19 protein-coding genes are annotated in these 17,757 nt (G+C 54.9%); 10 read left to right on the top strand and 9 right to left on the bottom strand.

Translation table 11 applies throughout. The features are described 5' to 3' along the window. Position 1: 1 nt before the first annotated feature. From sdaA to pabB, 3 genes are all read right to left on the bottom strand, one after another. Positions 2-1,366 carry an L-serine ammonia-lyase gene (gene sdaA, locus JBO43_RS03230; protein ID WP_095282343.1) on the bottom strand — a complete coding sequence of 455 codons (1,365 nt, stop codon included), beginning with the start codon at positions 1,364-1,366 and terminating at the stop codon, positions 2-4. A 183-nt stretch (positions 1,367-1,549) separates the two neighbouring features. Beyond that, positions 1,550-2,128 carry a CoA pyrophosphatase gene (locus JBO43_RS03225; protein WP_103946060.1) on the bottom strand — a complete coding sequence of 193 codons (579 nt, stop codon included), beginning with the start codon at positions 2,126-2,128 and terminating at the stop codon, positions 1,550-1,552. Positions 2,129-2,131: 3 nt separating this feature from the next. Next, on the bottom strand, positions 2,132-3,490 hold the full coding sequence (gene pabB / locus JBO43_RS03220) for an aminodeoxychorismate synthase component 1 (protein ID WP_202673708.1): 1,359 nt from the start codon (positions 3,488-3,490) through the stop codon (positions 2,132-2,134). A gap of 61 nt (positions 3,491-3,551) precedes the next feature. On the opposite strand from pabB, the gene JBO43_RS03215 reads away from it, so the two are divergent. Beyond that, positions 3,552-3,740, top strand: coding sequence for a YoaH family protein (locus JBO43_RS03215; RefSeq protein WP_095282340.1), 189 nt, complete (start codon positions 3,552-3,554; stop codon positions 3,738-3,740). 5 nt (positions 3,741-3,745) lie between these two features. Here the strand turns inward: JBO43_RS03215 and JBO43_RS03210 are convergent, their stop codons facing one another. Continuing rightward, positions 3,746-4,090 (bottom strand): RidA family protein, encoded by a 345-nt coding sequence (locus JBO43_RS03210; protein ID WP_095282339.1) that lies wholly within the window; start codon positions 4,088-4,090, stop codon positions 3,746-3,748. Between the two features lie 127 nt (positions 4,091-4,217). Here JBO43_RS03210 and JBO43_RS03205 point away from each other — a divergent pair, with 127 nt between their 5' ends. From JBO43_RS03205 to rnd, 5 genes are all read left to right on the top strand, one after another. Beyond that, positions 4,218-6,128: a DNA repair helicase YoaA gene (locus JBO43_RS03205; RefSeq protein ID WP_202673707.1), complete on the top strand. Its 1,911-nt coding sequence runs from the start codon at positions 4,218-4,220 to the stop codon at positions 6,126-6,128. 65 nt (positions 6,129-6,193) lie between these two features. Then, on the top strand, positions 6,194-6,889 hold the full coding sequence (gene tsaB, locus JBO43_RS03200) for a tRNA (adenosine(37)-N6)-threonylcarbamoyltransferase complex dimerization subunit type 1 TsaB (RefSeq protein WP_095282337.1): 696 nt from the start codon (positions 6,194-6,196) through the stop codon (positions 6,887-6,889). A 37-nt stretch (positions 6,890-6,926) separates the two neighbouring features. Then, complete coding sequence (locus tag JBO43_RS03195; protein WP_095282336.1) at positions 6,927-7,511, top strand: Slp family lipoprotein; 585 nt, start codon at positions 6,927-6,929, stop codon at positions 7,509-7,511. Positions 7,512-7,714: 203 nt separating this feature from the next. Then, a complete protein-coding gene (gene fadD / locus JBO43_RS03190; RefSeq protein ID WP_133159622.1) occupies positions 7,715-9,400 on the top strand; it encodes a long-chain-fatty-acid--CoA ligase FadD in 1,686 nt (561 codons plus the stop codon). A 72-nt stretch (positions 9,401-9,472) separates the two neighbouring features. Continuing rightward, entirely contained in the window at positions 9,473-10,600 is a 1,128-nt protein-coding gene (gene rnd, locus JBO43_RS03185; protein WP_202673950.1) for a ribonuclease D, read from the top strand. Between the two features lie 109 nt (positions 10,601-10,709). Here rnd and minE read toward each other — a convergent pair whose 3' ends face one another. The 3 genes from minE to minC are packed head-to-tail and all read right to left on the bottom strand — an operon-like array spanning position 10,710 to position 12,526. After that, complete coding sequence (gene minE, locus JBO43_RS03180) at positions 10,710-10,979, bottom strand: cell division topological specificity factor MinE (protein ID WP_010432714.1); 270 nt, start codon at positions 10,977-10,979, stop codon at positions 10,710-10,712. A gap of 3 nt (positions 10,980-10,982) precedes the next feature. Next, positions 10,983-11,795 (bottom strand): septum site-determining protein MinD, encoded by an 813-nt coding sequence (gene minD, locus JBO43_RS03175; RefSeq protein ID WP_095282334.1) that lies wholly within the window; start codon positions 11,793-11,795, stop codon positions 10,983-10,985. A gap of 23 nt (positions 11,796-11,818) precedes the next feature. Beyond that, on the bottom strand, positions 11,819-12,526 hold the full coding sequence (gene minC, locus JBO43_RS03170) for a septum site-determining protein MinC (protein ID WP_095282333.1): 708 nt from the start codon (positions 12,524-12,526) through the stop codon (positions 11,819-11,821). A gap of 123 nt (positions 12,527-12,649) precedes the next feature. On the opposite strand from minC, the gene JBO43_RS03165 reads away from it, so the two are divergent. The 3 genes from JBO43_RS03165 (at position 12,650) to JBO43_RS03155 (ending at position 14,169) form a co-directional block, all read left to right on the top strand. Continuing rightward, a complete protein-coding gene (locus JBO43_RS03165) occupies positions 12,650-12,925 on the top strand; it encodes a YcgL domain-containing protein (RefSeq protein ID WP_095282332.1) in 276 nt (91 codons plus the stop codon). Between the two features lie 47 nt (positions 12,926-12,972). After that, on the top strand, positions 12,973-13,632 hold the full coding sequence (locus JBO43_RS03160; RefSeq protein ID WP_095282331.1) for a fumarylacetoacetate hydrolase family protein: 660 nt from the start codon (positions 12,973-12,975) through the stop codon (positions 13,630-13,632). Between the two features lie 93 nt (positions 13,633-13,725). Further along, on the top strand, positions 13,726-14,169 hold the full coding sequence (locus tag JBO43_RS03155; RefSeq protein ID WP_095282330.1) for a cysteine cluster protein YcgN: 444 nt from the start codon (positions 13,726-13,728) through the stop codon (positions 14,167-14,169). A gap of 129 nt (positions 14,170-14,298) precedes the next feature. Here the strand turns inward: JBO43_RS03155 and dsbB are convergent, their stop codons facing one another. After that, entirely contained in the window at positions 14,299-14,829 is a 531-nt protein-coding gene (gene dsbB / locus JBO43_RS03150) for a disulfide bond formation protein DsbB (RefSeq protein ID WP_202673706.1), read from the bottom strand. Between the two features lie 342 nt (positions 14,830-15,171). Here dsbB and fadR point away from each other — a divergent pair, with 342 nt between their 5' ends. Continuing rightward, positions 15,172-15,891 carry a fatty acid metabolism transcriptional regulator FadR gene (fadR, locus tag JBO43_RS03145; protein ID WP_095282328.1) on the top strand — a complete coding sequence of 240 codons (720 nt, stop codon included), beginning with the start codon at positions 15,172-15,174 and terminating at the stop codon, positions 15,889-15,891. A gap of 95 nt (positions 15,892-15,986) precedes the next feature. Here the strand turns inward: fadR and JBO43_RS03140 are convergent, their stop codons facing one another. Beyond that, positions 15,987-17,519 (bottom strand): SpoVR family protein, encoded by a 1,533-nt coding sequence (locus JBO43_RS03140; protein ID WP_103946054.1) that lies wholly within the window; start codon positions 17,517-17,519, stop codon positions 15,987-15,989. Positions 17,520-17,757 lie beyond the last annotated feature (238 nt).

Genomic DNA, 17,757 nt, shown 5'->3' with positions numbered 1-17,757 from the left:
CTTAGTCGCACTGCACCTTAATGGCCAGACCGCCGCGTGAGGTTTCACGGTATTTGGCGTTCATGTCTTTACCGGTTTCGTACATGGTTTCGATGACCTTATCCAGCGACACGCGCGGTTCGCTGGTGCGGCGCATCGCCATGCGCGAGGCGTTGATCGCTTTCACCGAGGCGATAGCGTTACGCTCGATGCACGGTACCTGCACCTGGCCGGCAACCGGATCGCAGGTCAGACCGAGGTTATGCTCCATGCCGATTTCCGCCGCCACGCACACCTGCTCCGGGCTTGCACCCAGCAGCTCAGACAGGCCAGCCGCGGCCATTGAGCAGGCCACGCCAACTTCGCCCTGACAGCCGACTTCGGCACCGGAAATGGACGCGTTCATTTTGTACAACGCGCCCACTGCACCCGCTGCGAGGAAATAGCGGATGTAGATATCCGGGGTGACCGGTTCGATAAAGTGATCGTAATAGGCCAGCACAGCCGGAACGATACCGCAGGCACCGTTGGTTGGCGCTGTTACCACGCGGCCACCGGCGGCGTTCTCTTCGTTCACCGCCAGTGCGAACATATTCACCCAGTCGACCACGTTCATCGGATCGTTGGAGAACTTATCGGTCGTCACCAGCATACGACGCAGGGCAGAGGCGCGACGCGGTACGCGCAGCGGCCCAGGCAATACGCCTTCGGTGTTGATCCCGCGATCGATACACGCCTGCATGGTTTGCCAGACGTTAGCAAAATAGTCTTCGATCTCTTTTTTGCTGTGCAGCGCCAGTTCGTTCTGCATCACCATGCCGGAGAGTGACAGGCCGGTCTCTTTGCAGTAGTCCAGCATATCCTGGGCATATTTGAACGGATAAGGAACGTTAACGTCGCTCACCGCATCTTTGCCGAAATGCTCTTCATCAACGATAAAACCACCGCCGATCGAGTAATAGGTTTTGCTGTAGATCACTTTGTCGCCGTTAAAGGCGTGGATCTGCATCCCGTTTTCATGCAGCGACAGGTTGTCGCTACGAAAACGCATACCGTCGTCGTGGGGGAAATCCACTTCGTGCTTGCCGTTAGCCAGCAGCAGACGACCGCGTGTTTCAGTGTCGCGGATAAACGCCGGAATGGCGTCAATATCCACTGTGTCCGGCATGTTACCTGCCAGACCCATAATAATGGCGATATCGGTGTGGTGGCCCTTACCCGTTAAAGAGAGCGAACCGTAAACATCAACGGCCACGCGGGTAGTGCTTTCCAGTAATCCTTTTTCGACCAGATCATCGACGAACTGTTTACCGGCCTTCATTGGGCCTACAGTGTGGGAAGAAGACGGGCCAATCCCCACTTTGAACATGTCGAATATACTAATCACTTTCTCACTCCTGACAGGGTTACCGGGGTTCCAGTAACGATGTTATAACTGCGCATAGTGTAAGAGGGAACCTGTAGGTCGGCTTAACTATTCACATGAATTAAACTAATGAATAACCCCTGATTTACTAATGATGCGACGTCACTCGCAAACGCGCAGAAAAAATCGGAATGTAAAGTATAGTCAAGGCTTCAGGCCGATTTGCAGCGCCAGCTCACGGATAATGCCTGCCGTCATGCCCCAGACAAAATAATGCTGATACCACGACAACCACACCCGATGATCGTGTCCACGCCGTTGAATATCCAGCGGATGATAACGACTCAAACGCAGTGCCTCTGCCAGCGGCATTTCAAACACCGCGGCCACTTCATCTTCGCTGGCGTGATAGTGAAGATTGGGCGGAATAATCCCCACGACGGGCGTCACCTGAAAACCGGTCACGCTGTCTACCGGTGGCAACACGCCAATTACTTCAACGGCCTCCGGCGGAATGGCCACCTCTTCCTGAGCTTCGCGCAGTGCGGCGGCAATGAGAGAGGCGTCAGAAGCATCCACCGCGCCGCCAGGAAATGCCACCTGGCCAGCATGTTTACGCAGATGTGACGAGCGCTTGGTGAGTAACAATCCTGGCTGTTCGCGCCGCACCACGGGAATCAATACCGCCGCCTGGCGGCTGTTCAGCGTGTCGCGGTTTACCTGCGGGCGCAGTAGCTGAAAGCGCGACAGAAAATCATCCAGGGTCAAATCGTGGGTATCCAAACGTTAGCTCTCCAGTTGATGCAGGATGCGGTTCACTTTATCAAAGGTTTCCTGATATTCCGCGTCACACTGGCTGTCGGCCACAATGCCGCCGCCTGCAGAGCAATAAATCTGCCCGTTGCAGGCCGTCAGAGTGCGGATAGTGATGCTGGTATCCATTGTCCCACAGACGCTCACATACCCGATGCTGCCGCACCAGGCGTTGCGACGATGAGGTTCTAATTCATCAATGATCTGCATGGCGCGCACTTTCGGCGCGCCGGTGATCGAGCCACCCGGAAACGCCGCGCGTAGCAGGTCGCAGGCGGAACGGCTGGCGGGAAGTTGTGCCGTGATAGTGCTGACCAAATGATGCACCGCCGGGAAGGGCTCCACGACGAATAACTCGGGCACGCGCACGCTGCCGGGCTCTGCCACGCGACCAATGTCGTTGCGCATCAGATCGACAATCATCAGATTCTCGGCGCGATCTTTCGGTGACGCCGCGAGTTTTTCCGCCTGCTGCTTATCGGCTTGTGGGTCCGCCAGGCGCGGCAGGGTGCCTTTGATCGGCCTCGTCTGAATCTTGCCCTCGGCGAGATGAATAAAACGCTCTGGCGACAGGCTCAGGACCGCACCCTGTTCCAGACGTAGAAACGCGCTGAACGGCGCGCGATTGCTGGCGTTCAGGTGTGTAAAGGCCTGCCACTCGTCGCCGGTAAAACTTGCCTGGAAACGCTGGGCGAGGTTTACCTGATAACAATCACCGCTGTGCAGATACGCCTGCACCTGCCGGAATTTATCGGCGTACGCGTCAGCGCTCATGTTGGATCGCCAGGCGGATGTTAAGGTAAAATTAGAGGGTGAAACGGGCTGTTGCGCCTTTAACCACGCCAGCCGCGCGTGGGCGTCGGTATGGCTAAGCAGGGAAACGGTTTTTTTGTGGTGATCGACAATCACCGCCCAGTCGTAAAGCCCGACGGCCATGTCCGGCAGGGAAATATCATTCTGCGCATGGTCTGGCAAGGTTTCGAATCGACGGCCTAAATCGTAGCCGAACAGCCCCAGTGCGCCGCCCTGGAAGGGCATGTCCACATTCGCCGAGGCGACGAACGGCAAGGCGTTAATTTCCTGCTCAAGCAACAACAGCGGGTCATCGCCGCAGATGCGTTCAGCGTCAGACGAAATACGCGTCGTGCCGCCGTGCGTCAAAAGCGTAGTGAGCGGGTCGGCCACCAGGATATCAAAGCGGCTAAAGGCATGATCCGCGTGCCCTGAATGCAGAAGCATCGCCCACGGGAGATGACTTAGGCGTGCAAACCAAAATTCGGCGGCGTCATGACGCCAGGATAATGAAATGACAGTAGGGGGTAACGGGTTCATGTGTGGCATACTACCGGGCTGCGTGAATGTATTAGCGCAGATAATTTAGCAGGAGTTGATCATGTTTGCAGGTTTACCTTCCCTCAGTCACGAACAGCAGCAAAATGCGGTCGAGCGAATTCAGGAGCTGATGTCCCAGGGGATGAGCAGCGGCGAAGCGATTACCACCGTTGCCCAGGAAATTCGCGCCACCCATACCGGCGATCGGATCGTGGCGCGTTTCGAGGATGACGAAGAAGAAGACGAGTAATCGTCTTATACCGCCGCGATTATCTTGATCTCAACTTTATACTGCGGCTTCATCAGCGTGGCCTGTACCGTACAGCGTACAGGCGCGTGACCCGCCACAACCCACGCATCCCAGGCTTTGTTCATCGCTGCAAAATCGTCTTTGTTCGCCAGGAAAATGGTGGCATCCAGAATGCGTGATTTATCGCTGCCCTGTTTTTCCAGAATCGCGTCAATTTGCGCCAGCGTATTGGCCGTTTGCTCAAACGCGTCGGCGTCCAGATTTTCCGGTACACCGGTGTAATAGAGCGTCTGGTTGTGAATCACAACGTCAGACCAGCGGGCTTCGGCATCAATGCGCACAATTGTCATAAACCTTTCCTCATAAATGGCTTCAGGCCGCAAGACTGCCATAATGTTCCGTCAACGTCTATTTCGACTGGCACAGGAGAGGGCGGGCTGACATAATCCCTGTGCAAAAATACAGTGAGAGAGCAACGTGGCAGACGATTTTTCAGCAGACGGTCAGTTAGCGCAGGCGATTCCCGGTTTTAAACCGCGTGAGCCGCAACGACACATGGCAGAAGCGGTCACCCGCGCCATCAAAAATACCCAGTCGCTGGTGGTCGAGGCGGGGACCGGGACGGGCAAAACCTACGCCTATCTTGCCCCTGCATTGCGCGCGAAGAAAAAAGTGATTATCTCCACCGGCTCGAAAGCGTTGCAGGATCAGCTCTACAGCCGCGATTTGCCGACGGTAGCAAAAGCCCTGAAATACAAAGGCCGACTGGCGCTCCTGAAGGGGCGTTCGAACTATCTGTGTCTGGAGCGCCTCGAACAGCAGGCGCTGGCCGGGGGCGATCTGCCGGTTAATACGCTGAGCGATGTAATCATTCTTCGCGCGTGGGCCAATCAGACTACCGACGGGGATATCAGCACTTGCGCCAGCGTCGCCGAAGATTCTCAGGCATGGCCGCTGGTGACCAGCACCAACGACAACTGCCTGGGTAGCGACTGCCCGCTGTATAAAGATTGCTTCGTCGTCAAAGCGCGTAAAACGGCGATGGATGCCGACGTGGTGGTGGTGAACCATCACCTGTTCCTGGCGGATATGGTGGTCAAAGACGGCGGCTTCGGCGAGCTGATCCCGGAGGCGGAAGTGATGATTTTCGATGAAGCCCATCAGCTGCCGGACATCGCCAGCCAGTATTTTGGCCAGTCGCTCTCCAGCCGCCAGCTTCAGGATCTCGCCAAAGATTTCACCATTGCCTACCGCACCGAACTGCGCGACACCCAACAGTTGCAAAAATGTGCCGACCGGCTGGCGCAAAGCGCGCAGGATTTCCGTATGCAGTTGGGTGAGCCTGGCTATCGTGGGAACTTGCGCGAGCTGTTAGCCGACAGCAACATCCAGCGCGCGCTGCTCTTGCTCGATGATGCGCTGGAACTCTGCTACGACGTCGCGAAATTGTCGCTTGGGCGCAGCGCGCTGCTCGATGCGGCTTTCGAACGTGCCACGCTGTATCGTACGCGCCTGAAACGCCTGAAAGAGATCAACCAGCCCGGCTTTAGCTACTGGTACGAATGCACCGCCCGCCAGTTTACCCTCGCACTGACGCCGCTGACCGTCGCCGATAAGTTCAAAGAGGTGATGGCGCAAAAGCCAGGGAGCTGGATCTTCACCTCCGCGACGCTCTCCGTGAACGACGACCTGCACCATTTCACCGAACGCCTCGGCATTGAGGAGTCGGATTCGCTCCTGCTGCCCAGCCCGTTCGATTACGAAACTCAGGCGCTGCTCTGTGTGCCGCGCAATTTACCGCTACCGAACCAGCCGGGCGCGGCGAAACATCTCGCAGCGATGCTCAAACCGATGATCGAAGCCAACAATGGCCGCTGCTTTATGCTGTGCACCTCGCACGCCATGATGCGCGACCTCGCCGAGCAATTCCGCGCCACCATGACGTTGCCCGTGCTGTTACAGGGCGAAACCAGCAAAGGCCAGCTGTTGCAGCAGTTCGTCACCGCCGGAAATGCGCTGCTGGTAGCGACCAGCAGCTTCTGGGAAGGGGTGGACGTGCGCGGCGATGCGCTATCATTAGTCATCATCGACAAACTGCCGTTTACCTCGCCGGACGATCCGCTGCTGAAAGCGCGGATGGAAGACTGCCGTCTGCGCGGGGGCGATCCCTTCGATGACGTCCAGTTGCCGGATGCGGTCATTACCCTGAAACAGGGCGTCGGGCGTCTGATCCGTGATACGGATGACAGAGGCGTTTTGGTTATCTGCGATAACCGTCTGGTGATGCGCCCGTACGGCGCGACATTCCTCGCCAGCCTGCCGCCCGCACCGCGTACGCGGGACATTAATCGCGCGGTGCGTTTCCTGGCGAACCCAAGGGCGGAGTAATTTCCCTTGGGGTGTGCTAAGATGCGCGCCATTTTGTGACTGACTATTGCGAGAGCGCGAGACCCATGCGAATTCTGGCTATTGATACCGCTACAGAGGCCTGCTCGGCAGCTCTGTGGGATAACGGTTCCCTCTTTGCCCATTTTGAAGAGTGCCCCCGGGAACATACCCAACGTATTCTGCCGCTGGTGAAAGAGATCCTTCACCAGGGCAACACCTCCTTAACTGAACTCGACGCGCTGGCGTTTGGCCGTGGGCCAGGCAGCTTCACCGGCGTGCGCATCGGCATTGGTATCGCTCAGGGCCTGGCGCTGGGTGCCAATCTCCCGATGATCGGCGTCTCGACGCTGGCCACGATGGCGCAAGGCGCATGGCGCATGACGGGCGCGACGCGCGTGCTGGCAGCTATTGACGCCCGCATGGGTGAAGTCTACTGGGCGGAATACACCCGCGATGAGCAGGGCGTATGGCACGGGGAAGAGACCGAATCGGTCCTCAAACCTGAGGCCGTTGCTGAACGGTTGAAACACCTTACGGGCGTTTGGGCTACAGTCGGTACAGGCTGGCCAGCCTGGCCGGATATGGCAAAAGACAGCGGTCTCACGTTAGTCGATGGTCAGGTGTTACTTCCGCATGCCGAAGACATGCTGCCGATCGCCTGTCAGCTGCTGGCGGCGGGAAAAACCGTGGCCGTTGAACACGCTGAGCCAGTTTATTTGCGAAATGAAGTGGCCTGGAAGAAACTTCCGGGCAGGGCGTGAATCTCAGTAATAAGCACTGAGAAAAGGGAGTCGCATCATGGCGGTTCAAACAAAAGTTGTACGCCTCTTCATAGCGGGCGCTATCGCTGTGGCATTAAGTGGATGTGTCACCGTTCCTGACGCGATCAAAGGGAGCAGCCCAACGCCGCAGCAGGATCTGGTGCGGGTGATGAATGCCCCTGAGCTGTACGTCGGCCAGGAAGCGCGCTTCGGTGGTAAAGTGGTCGATATCCAGAACCAGCAGGGCAAAACTCGCCTCGAAATTGCGACGGTACCGCTGGACAGCGGCGCGCGACCAACCCTTGGCGAACCCTCACGTGGGCGCATTTACGCCGACGTGAACGGTTTCCTCGACCCGGTGGATTTCCGTGGCCAGCTGGTGACGGTCGTCGGGCCGATTACCGGTTCGGTACAGGGCAAAATCGGCAACACGCCGTATAAATTCATGACCATGCAGGCGAACGGTTATAAACGCTGGCACCTGACACAGCAGGTCATGCTACCGCCGCAGCCGATGGACCCGTGGATGTGGGGACCACACCCTTATCGCTATGGCGGCTACGGTGGATGGGGCTGGTACAACCCAGGCCCGGCGCAAGTGCAGACCATCGTTACCGAGTAAGTTACTGTTATATTTAGATAAGAGACAGCGGCTCAGCCGCTGTCTCTGTTTTTTACGGACGAAACACAAAAAAAAGAGTGACGCGCTTCGCAACCTTAAATCCGAACAATTAATAAACTGGTACGCTGAGTTAATATAATGTTAACGAACTGTTTATTATCGGGGTTGTGATGACGACGAACACTCATTTCAGAGGTGATGCATTGAAAAAGGTTTGGCTTAACCGTTATCCCGCAGATGTGCCTGCGGAGATCAATCCTGACCGTTATCAATCCCTGGTTGAATTATTTGAGCACTCGGTTTCGCGCTATGCGGATCAGCCTGCGTTTGTGAACATGGGCGAAGTGATGACCTTCCGCAAACTGGAAGAACGCAGTCGGGCGTTTGCGGCCTATTTACAGGAAGGGTTGGGGCTGAAGAAGGGCGACCGCGTAGCGCTGATGATGCCGAACCTGCTGCAGTATCCGGTGGCGCTATTCGGTATTTTGCGCGCGGGGATGATCGTCGTTAACGTGAACCCGCTGTATACCCCGCGTGAGCTGGAACACCAGCTCAACGACAGCGGCGCGGCGGCTATCGTTATTGTCTCTAACTTTGCCCATACTCTGGAAAAAGTGGTTGATAAGACCCAGGTCCGCCACGTGATCCTCACCCGAATGGGCGATCAGCTTTCGACCGCCAAAGGCACGCTGGTTAACTTTGTCGTTAAATACGTCAAGCGTCTGGTGCCGAAATACCATCTCCCGGATGCCATCTCCTTCCGCCGGGCGCTGCACAGCGGGTATCGCATGCAGTACGTGAAACCGGAAGTGGTGTCAGACGATCTGGCCTTCCTCCAGTACACCGGCGGCACCACCGGCGTAGCAAAAGGGGCGATGCTGACCCACCGCAACATGCTGGCGAACCTCGAACAGGTCAACGCGACCTACGGCCCGCTGCTGCATCGCGGCAAAGAGCTGGTGGTCACGGCGCTGCCGCTGTATCACATTTTTGCTCTGACGATGAACTGCCTGCTGTTTATCGAGCTGGGCGGACAGAATTTACTCATCACTAACCCGCGCGATATTCCGGGGCTGGTGAAAGAGTTGGCGAAATATCCGTTCACCGCGATGACCGGCGTCAACACGTTGTTTAACGCGCTGCTCAATAACAAAGAGTTCCAGCAGCTCGACTTTTCCTCGCTGCACCTCTCTGCGGGCGGCGGGATGCCGGTTCAGCAGGCGGTTGCAGACCGTTGGGTGAAACTCACCGGGCAGTATCTGCTGGAGGGCTACGGTCTGACGGAGTGCGCGCCACTGGTCAGCGTCAACCCGCATGATATCGATTATCACAGCGGTAGTATTGGTCTGCCGGTACCGTCGACGGAAGCCAAACTGGTCGACGACGAAGGTAACGAAGTGCCGCACGGCGAGCCGGGTGAACTGTGCGTCAAAGGCCCACAGGTGATGCTCGGCTACTGGCAGCGTCCGGACGCGACGGACGAGATCATCAAAGATGGCTGGCTCTACACAGGCGACATCGCAGTGATGGACGACGAGGGCTTCCTGCGCATTGTCGATCGCAAGAAAGACATGATCCTGGTCTCCGGTTTTAACGTCTATCCGAACGAAATCGAAGACGTGGTGATGCAGCACGACGGCGTGCAGGAAGTGGCTGCCGTCGGCGTCCCGTCCGGCAGCAGTGGTGAAGCGGTGAAGATCTTCGTGGTCAAAAAAGACGCCTCGCTAACAGAAGACGAACTGGTCGCCTTCTGTCGCCGTCAGCTCACCGGCTACAAAGTGCCAAAGCTGGTTGAGTTCCGCGACGAGCTGCCAAAATCGAACGTCGGGAAGATATTACGACGAGAATTACGTGACGAAGCCCGTGCCAAAGTGGACAATAAAGCCTAAGCTTCGAGTGAGTCGCCATCACACGCCGGTTAGCCGGCGTTTTTTATGGGCGCAAACCAAAGAGAAATCGTTTTGAACTACCAGATGATCACCACCAACGACGAGCTGGCAACGCTGTGCGACGTCACCCGCGACTTTCCCGCCATCGCTCTGGATACCGAGTTTGTTCGCACGCGGACCTACTATCCTCAGTTGGGTCTGATCCAGATGTACGACGGCAAGAAAGTCTCGCTGATTGATCCGCTCGGGATTACGGACTGGACGCCGATGCGCGAACTGCTGCTCGATACAGCTGTCACCAAATATCTGCACGCGGGCAGTGAAGATCTGGAAGTGTTCATGAATACCTTCGGTGTGATGCCGGAGCCGCTGATTGATACGCAAATCCTCGCCGCCTTCTCAGGCCGTCCGCTTTCCTGGGGCTTTGCCGCAATGGTGGAAGAGTACACCGGGATTGCACTCGACAAGAGCGAATCACGCACCGACTGGCTGGCTCGTCCGCTGACCGAGCGTCAGCTCGATTATGCGGCCGCCGATGTATTTTACCTGCTGCCGATCTGCGGTCAGTTGATGAAAGAGGCCGAAGAGGCGGGTTGGCTGGATGCGGCACTCAACGAATGCCGTATGACCCAGCAGCGTCGTCAGGAAGTTCTCGATCCGAAAGATGCCTGGCGCGAAATCACCAATGCCTGGCAACTGCGTACGCGCCAGCTTGCCTGTCTGCAACTGCTGGCCGACTGGCGTCTGCGTAAAGCGCGCGAGCGCGATCTGGCGGTGAACTTTGTGGTTCGCGAAGAGCATCTGTGGGCCGTGGCGCGTTACATGCCGGGCAGCATGGGTGAACTGGACAGCATTGGTTTATCCGGTAGCGAAATTCGCTTCCACGGTAAAACGCTGCTGGCACTGGTTGCAAAAGCGCAGGAATTGCCAGAAGACCAACTGCCTGAACCGCTGTTAAATCTGATGGACATGCCAGGCTATCGCAAAGCGTTTAAAGATATCAAAGCGTTGGTGCTGGAAGTGGGAACGGAAAATAAGATTAGCCCTGAGCTGCTGGCCTCACGCCGTCAGATCAATCAGCTGCTGAACTGGCACTGGAGGTTAAAACCGAACAATGGCTTGCCGGAACTGATCGCGGGCTGGCGCGGGGAACTGATGGGCGAACGGCTGAAGACCCTGCTGGAAACTTATCCGCAGTAAACAGAGGATATGTTGGTTTTGTAGCCCCGGTAAGCGAAGCGCCACCGGGGAATTTGCCGGGTGGCGCTGCGCGCTTACCCGGCCTACAAACGACATGTTTGCAATGCTGCTACGGGCGTGATTCTTCCGCTTCTGGCAGCGTCACGTTCAGCTCCAGAATCGAAATATCTCCATCCTTCTGCTCAAGCTGCACGGTCACCATCTCTGGGTCGATCTGCACGTACTTACAAATCACTTCCAGGATGTCTTTGCGCAGCTGAGGCAAATAGTGAGGTTCAGCATCGCTGCGGCGGCGTTCCGCAACGATAATTTGCAGTCGCTCTTTTGCGATGTTAGCGGTGCTTTTTTTCCGCGAGAGAAAAAAGTCCAGTAATGCCATAACTTATCCTCCGAACAGGCGTTTGAGGAAACCTTTCTTCTCTTCTTCAATGAAGCGGAAAGGACGTTCTTCTCCCAACAGACGATCAACGGTATCGGCGTATGCTTTACCTGCGTCTGCCATGATGTCCAGGATAACCGGCTCACCCTGGTTAGAGGCGCGTAATACGGATTGGTCTTCCGGAATCACGCCGACCAGTTTGATGCGCAGGATCTCCAGCACGTCTTCCATGCTCAGCATGTCACCTTTGTTGACGCGGCCCGGATTGTAGCGGGTCAGCAGCAGGTGCTCTTTAATCGGGTCCTGACCATTCTCCGCGCGACGCGATTTAGAGGCCAGAATGCCCAGAATACGGTCTGAGTCACGCACGGACGACACTTCAGGGTTGGTGGTGATGATGGCTTCGTCAGCGAAGTACAGCGCCATCAGCGCGCCCGTTTCGATACCGGCAGGGGAGTCGCAGACCACAAAGTCGAACTCCATCTTTTTCAGCTCGTCGAGCACTTTCTCCACGCCTTCACGGGTCAGCGCGTCTTTGTCGCGCGTCTGAGAGGCCGGGAGAATAAAGAGGTTTTCCGTGCGCTTGTCTTTAATCAGCGCCTGGTTTAAGGTCGCATCGCCCTGGATGACGTTAACAAAGTCATACACCACGCGACGCTCGCAGCCCATGATCAGGTCGAGGTTACGCAGGCCGATATCGAAGTCGATAACAACTGTCTTCTTTCCCTTCTGGGCCAAACCAGTAGCGATGGCCGCGCTGGAGGTGGTCTTGCCAACGCCTCCTTTACCCGAAGTCACAACAATAATGCGTGCCATAGAAATTCCTTGTTAAAAAGGGATCAATTCAACGGTTGAACAGTCAAAGCGTTCTCTGCCAGACGCAGACGTGCCGCTTTGCCATAAAATTCGGCTGGGATCTTGTCACTCAGCCAATATTCACCTGCGATGGAAACCAGCTCCGCCGTCAGATGGGTACAGAAAATTTGCGCATCCCGATCGCCACTGGCACCCGCCAGCGCGCGTCCCCGCATCATACCGTAGACGTGAATATTGCCATCGGCAATCAGCTCTGCGCCAGCACTCACGTGGCTTGTTACAATCAGATCACAGTTTGGTGCATAAATGCGCTGACCGGAACGAACCGGCACATCAATCATTCGCGTTTTTGTGACTGGTGTAACGTTTTGCGCGGGTGGCGGGGGGGTTGGGGCTTCTTTTGGCGCAGAACGCGCGGCTTTTTCTTTCCCTTCAGTCAGAAGAGGAAGCCCGGCGCGCTCAATTTCATCTTTCAGTCGGGCATCTTTGCAGCCGCTAATGCCGACAATACGCAGACCGGTCGAGGAGACCGCCTGTTGCAAATGCTGCCAGTTTACAGGTGCGACCAGACCACTAACGTTCACCACCACAGGGGCGTGTTTCAGGAAAGCGGGGGCCTGCGCGATTTTGTCTTCTAACGCCTGACGAATAACCTCGGGTTTTGCATCATGCAAATGAACCACTGATAAGGTGAAGCTACTGCCTTTAAGCTCGATGGGCGTGTTTGACATCCTGGCCTTACTCAATTTGCTGTTAATCGCAGCACATTCGTTGCGATATTCCGAAGAGTATCAGGCATGTTATAGTCACTGGTATATTGAGGCAAGCAACCACCGATAATTCAGAGTAAAAACATGTTTTGTGTGATCTACAGAAGTACTAAACGCGACCAGACCTATCTTTATGTCGAGAAAAAAGACGATTTTTCCCGCGTGCCGGAAGAATTAATGAAAGGCTTTGGTGCGCCGCAGCTGGCGATGCTGCTGCCGCTGGATGGTCGTAAAAAACTGGTGAATGCCGATCTGGAAAAAGTCAAAACTGCGCTGAAAGAACAGGGCTATTATTTACAGCTTCCGCCACCTCCTGAGAATTTATTAAAACAGCATCTCGCGGGTGACGGAATAAAATAACCCCGGCCAACTCCGTGGGTGACATATCAACCGTTTAGGGGACGAGCATGTATCAACATCACAACTGGCAAGGCGCATTACTGGATTATCCCGTGAGCAAAGTGGTCTGCGTCGGCAGCAACTACGCGAAGCACATTCAGGAAATGGGCAGTGCCGTGCCAGAAGAGCCTGTGTTGTTTATCAAGCCGGAAACGGCGCTCTGCGATATCCGCCAGCCGCTGGCGTTGCCGCAGGGGCTGGGTTCGGTTCACCATGAAGTCGAACTGGCGGTGCTGATTGGCGGCACGTTGCGTCAGGCATCTGAGGAGCACGTGCAGAAAGCGATCGCGGGCTATGGCATTGCGCTGGATCTGACTCTGCGCGACATTCAGGGCAAAATGAAGAAAGCCGGGCAGCCGTGGGAAAAAGCCAAAGGCTTTGATAATTCATGTCCGATCTCCGGTTTTATTCCGGCCGCAGAATTTAACGCCGACCCGCAGAACACGTCCCTGAGTTTGAAAATTAACGGCGACGTCCGCCAGCAGGGCAACACTTCAGACATGATCCACAAAATCCTGCCGTTGATCGCCTATATGAGCCGTTACTTTACCCTCAAACCGGGCGATGTGATCCTCACCGGTACGCCTGAAGGTGTCGGCCCGCTTGCCAGCGGTGACGAACTCGACATTGGTTTTAACGGGCAATCCGTTAAGACCCGCGTGCTGTAAAACGCCGTTGCCGCTGTTAATCGGCGGCAAAACTTGCATCCACGTGCCAGACTGGTTATAAGGTGCGCTTTCTTTTGACGTGTGGACATCCTTATGAGCGAAACCCCTTTCTGGCAAAGCAAGACTCTCGACGAAATGACCGACGTGGAGTGGGAATCGCTGTGTGACGGCTGCGGGCAGTGCTGCCTGCATAAGCTGATGGACGAAGACACCGACGAAATATACTTCACTAATGTCGCCTGCAAGCAACTGAACATCAAAACCTGTCAGTGCCGCAATTACGAGCGCCGTTTCGAATACGAGCCGGACTGCATCAAGCTGACCCGCGACAATCTCCCGACTTTTGAATGGCTGCCGCATACCTGCGCGTATCGCCTGCTGGCGGAAGGAAAAGGGCTGCCGGACTGGCATCCGCTGTTGACGGGCTCCAAAGCGGCGATGCATGGCGAGCGCATCTCAGTCAGACATATTGCGGTGAAAGAGTCAGAAGTGCAGGACTGGGAAGACCATATCCTTAATCATCCCAAACGCGCATAAATAAAAAACCCGCCGAGGCGGGTTTTTTAATGGGATTGTGCGGTGCGGTCTGATGCCGTCACCCCGGCCCTCTCCCACGGGGAGAGGGAGAAAACACTAAAAACGGCAACTTGCGTTGCCGTTTTGCTTTTACCTGCCAAACAAATCGCGTTTTTTCGGTTTGAACGGCTGGGCAATCAGCACCAGCAGCGCTATCACGAAGTAAGCGACGAAAATACCGACTAACCACTGGGGCATCTCCAGCGTCAGGAATTCCCACTGACGAACGGAGCAATCTCCGGAGGCCACAAACACCTTTGGCAGCCATTTATCCAGCGGCAACCAGCTCGGGAAGCGAGCAGCAAAATCGCAGGTCATAAACGGTGATGGGTGCAGCTGCATCATAGTGTGCTGCCAGGCCAGCTCAATGCCTTTCCAGGCGCTGTACAACCAAATGGCGATCCCGGCGTAACGTAGCGGGGATTTAGGCGCAATCGCACCCACAAGCCCTGCACCCATGATGCCGAAAAGCGCACAACGTTCGTAAATACACAGCACACAGGGTTTCAGCAACATCACATGCTGGAACCATAGCGCTACCATTTCCAGCGCAAAGGCGGTCAAGGCCATCAACAACCATGCTCCGCGACCGCGAGAGCACTGGTTCAAAAATCGCAACATAATCATTTCCCTGGAACAGGTTCAGAAAGCGCAGTGTAAACCAAAACGATTTAAGCGTCAGAGGGTCCTGGCAAAATAAAGCGTAATTGGATGTTTATAATGCAAAAAGTCAAACCGGATAGCGAACAGACCGTTACCAGGACTTAATACGCGGCCAGTATATCTGGTTGTGTCAATTATTGCGTATAACGAATGAGGGTAAATTTGACGCACAGCAAGGGACGGGTATTTGATAAAAATGAAACGGTGATCCCTTTTTTCCGGTATCGCTGCGCTACCTGCCACAGTCAGCCTCTGGTATGATGAGTGAATTAGCTAAAGCTGTGTAATGGAAATCTCACTATGGTCATTAAGGCGCAAAGCCCGGCGGGTTTCGCTGAAGAGTACATCATTGAAAGTATCTGGAATAACCGTTTTGCTCCTGGAACGATCCTTCCCGCTGAACGTGAACTTTCTGAACTGATTGGCGTGACTCGCACCACCTTGCGCGAAGTGCTTCAGCGTCTGGCGCGTGATGGCTGGTTGACGATTCAACACGGCAAACCGACCAAAGTGAATAACTTCTGGGAAACGTCGGGCCTGAATATTCTTGAAACGCTTGCCCGTCTCGATCACGAAAGCGTTCCGCAGCTGATTGATAATCTGCTGTCGGTACGCACCAATATCTCCACCATCTTTATCCGTACTGCGTTCCGCCAGCATCCTGATAAAGCGCTGGAAGTGCTTGCCACGGCGACGTCGGTTGACGATCATGCTGACGCATTCGCGACCCTTGATTACAACATTTTCCGTGGTCTGGCGTTTGCCTCAGGCAACCCAATTTATGGACTGATCCTCAACGGCATGAAAGGGCTGTATACCCGCATTGGTCGTCACTACTTCGCCAATCCGGAAGCACGCAGTCTGGCGATGGGTTTCTACCATAAGCTGAGTGAACTGTGTACGGAAGGCCTGCACGATCAGGTTTACGAAACAGTGCGCCGCTACGGTCACGACAGCGGCGAGATCTGGCATCGGATGCAGAAGAATCTGCCGGGCGATTTAGCGATTCACGGCCATTAACAGAAAAAAAGCCTCTCGATTGAGAGGCTTTTTTTTGCCCAACGAAGACGCATTTTGTAGGCCGGATAAGGCTCAGCCGCCACCCGGCACAACAATCACAACGCATTCCCTCGCGCCGGACAACGATCCAGCAACTCCACGCTTCCGTCTTCGTTCTGCTGCTCCATCAGCACGTCAAAACCCCATAGGCGATGAACATGCTTGAGCACCTCTTTACGCCCTTTATCCAGCGGCGCGCGGTTGTGCGGAATGTAGCGCAGCGTCAAAGAACGATCGCCACGTAAATCCACGTTCCAGACCTGGATATTGGGTTCCAGATTGCTCAGGTTGTACTGTGAAGAGAGACGTGAGCGTATCTCGCGATAGCCCTCTTCATTGTGAATCGCAGAAATTTCCAGATAATTATTCCGGTCATCATCCAGCACGGTAAAGAAGCGGAAATCACGCATGATTTTCGGCGACATAAACTGGCTGATAAAACTCTCATCTTTAAAGTCACGCATCGCGAAATGCAGTGTCTCAAGCCAGTCTGAGCCGGCAATATCCGGGAACCAGTATTTATCCTCTTCCGTCGGCGACTGGCAGATGCGTTTGATATCCTGGAACATGGCAAAACCAAGAGCATACGGGTTAATCCCGCTGTACCACGGGCTGTTGTAAGGCGGCTGGAACACCACGTTTGTGTGGCTGTGCAGAAACTCGAGCATAAAGCGCTCGGTCACTTTGCCTTCGTCATACAGGTGATTGAGAATGGTGTAGTGCCAGAATGTCGCCCAGCCTTCGTTCATCACCTGCGTCTGTTTTTGCGGATAAAAATACTGACTCACCTTACGCACAATACGTAAGATTTCTCGCTGCCACGGTTCCAGCAGAGGCGCATTTTTTTCCATAAAGTAGAGTAAGTTCTCCTGCGGCTCAGACGGATAACGCCGCGCTTCGGCGACCGTTTTTTCCTCTTCACGTTTCGGCAGGGTGCGCCAGAGCATATTTACCTGACTTTGCAGATACTCTTCACGGCTTTTTTGCCGCGCTTTCTCCTCCTGCAGTGAGATTTTTTGCGGACGTTTGTAGCGATCGACGCCGTAATTCATCAGCGCATGACAGGAGTCGAGCAGTTTTTCCACCTCGTCCACGCCGTAGCGCTCTTCGCATTCGGTAATGTATTTCCGCGCGAATATCAGGTAATCAACAATCGAGCTGGCATCGGTCCAGCTGCGGAACAGATAGTTATTTTTGAAGAACGAGTTATGCCCGTAGCAGGCGTGCGCCATCACCAGCGCTTGCATGGTAATGGTGTTCTCTTCCATCAAATAGGCGATACAGGGGTTGGAGTTAATGACTATTTCATACGCCAGCCCTTGCTGACCGTGCTTATAGAGTCGCTCCGTCTCAATGAATTTTTTACCGAATGACCAGTGCGGATAATTAATCGGCATCCCGACGCTTGAGTAGGCATCCATCATCTGTTCGGAGGTAATGACTTCGATCTGGTGCGGATAGGTGTCCAGCCGATACAGCTTTGCCACCCGGTCGATTTCGGCCAGATAGACATCCAGCAGCTCGAAGGTCCAGTCGGGTCCATCGCTGAGACGAGTGCTGTCCTTGTTCATGGAGTCAAGTGTAGCCATTAGCGCGCCCTCGTTGTTGATAGCTCTCTCTAGTCTGGAGAACCTCTTTTCAAGCATAGAACAACGCATTGAAAAGCGTGCTGACACAGAAATTTTTTCTTTGCGATTTCCCGTTTTCGATCCCGCATAAAACGGGTGTCTCACAGAATTTTCTGCTGGCTAAAAAGAGCGCGCAGGAAAAGATCCTAAATAAGCGCCATCCCCGCTGGCTGGGGAAGGTGTGAGATAAGTCACCATA

Origin of the sequence: Lelliottia jeotgali (genome assembly GCF_016771845.1) — a bacterium.
Classification (GTDB): domain Bacteria; phylum Pseudomonadota; class Gammaproteobacteria; order Enterobacterales; family Enterobacteriaceae; genus Enterobacter; species Enterobacter jeotgali.
This window is presented reverse-complemented; position numbering and strand designations above follow the sequence as displayed.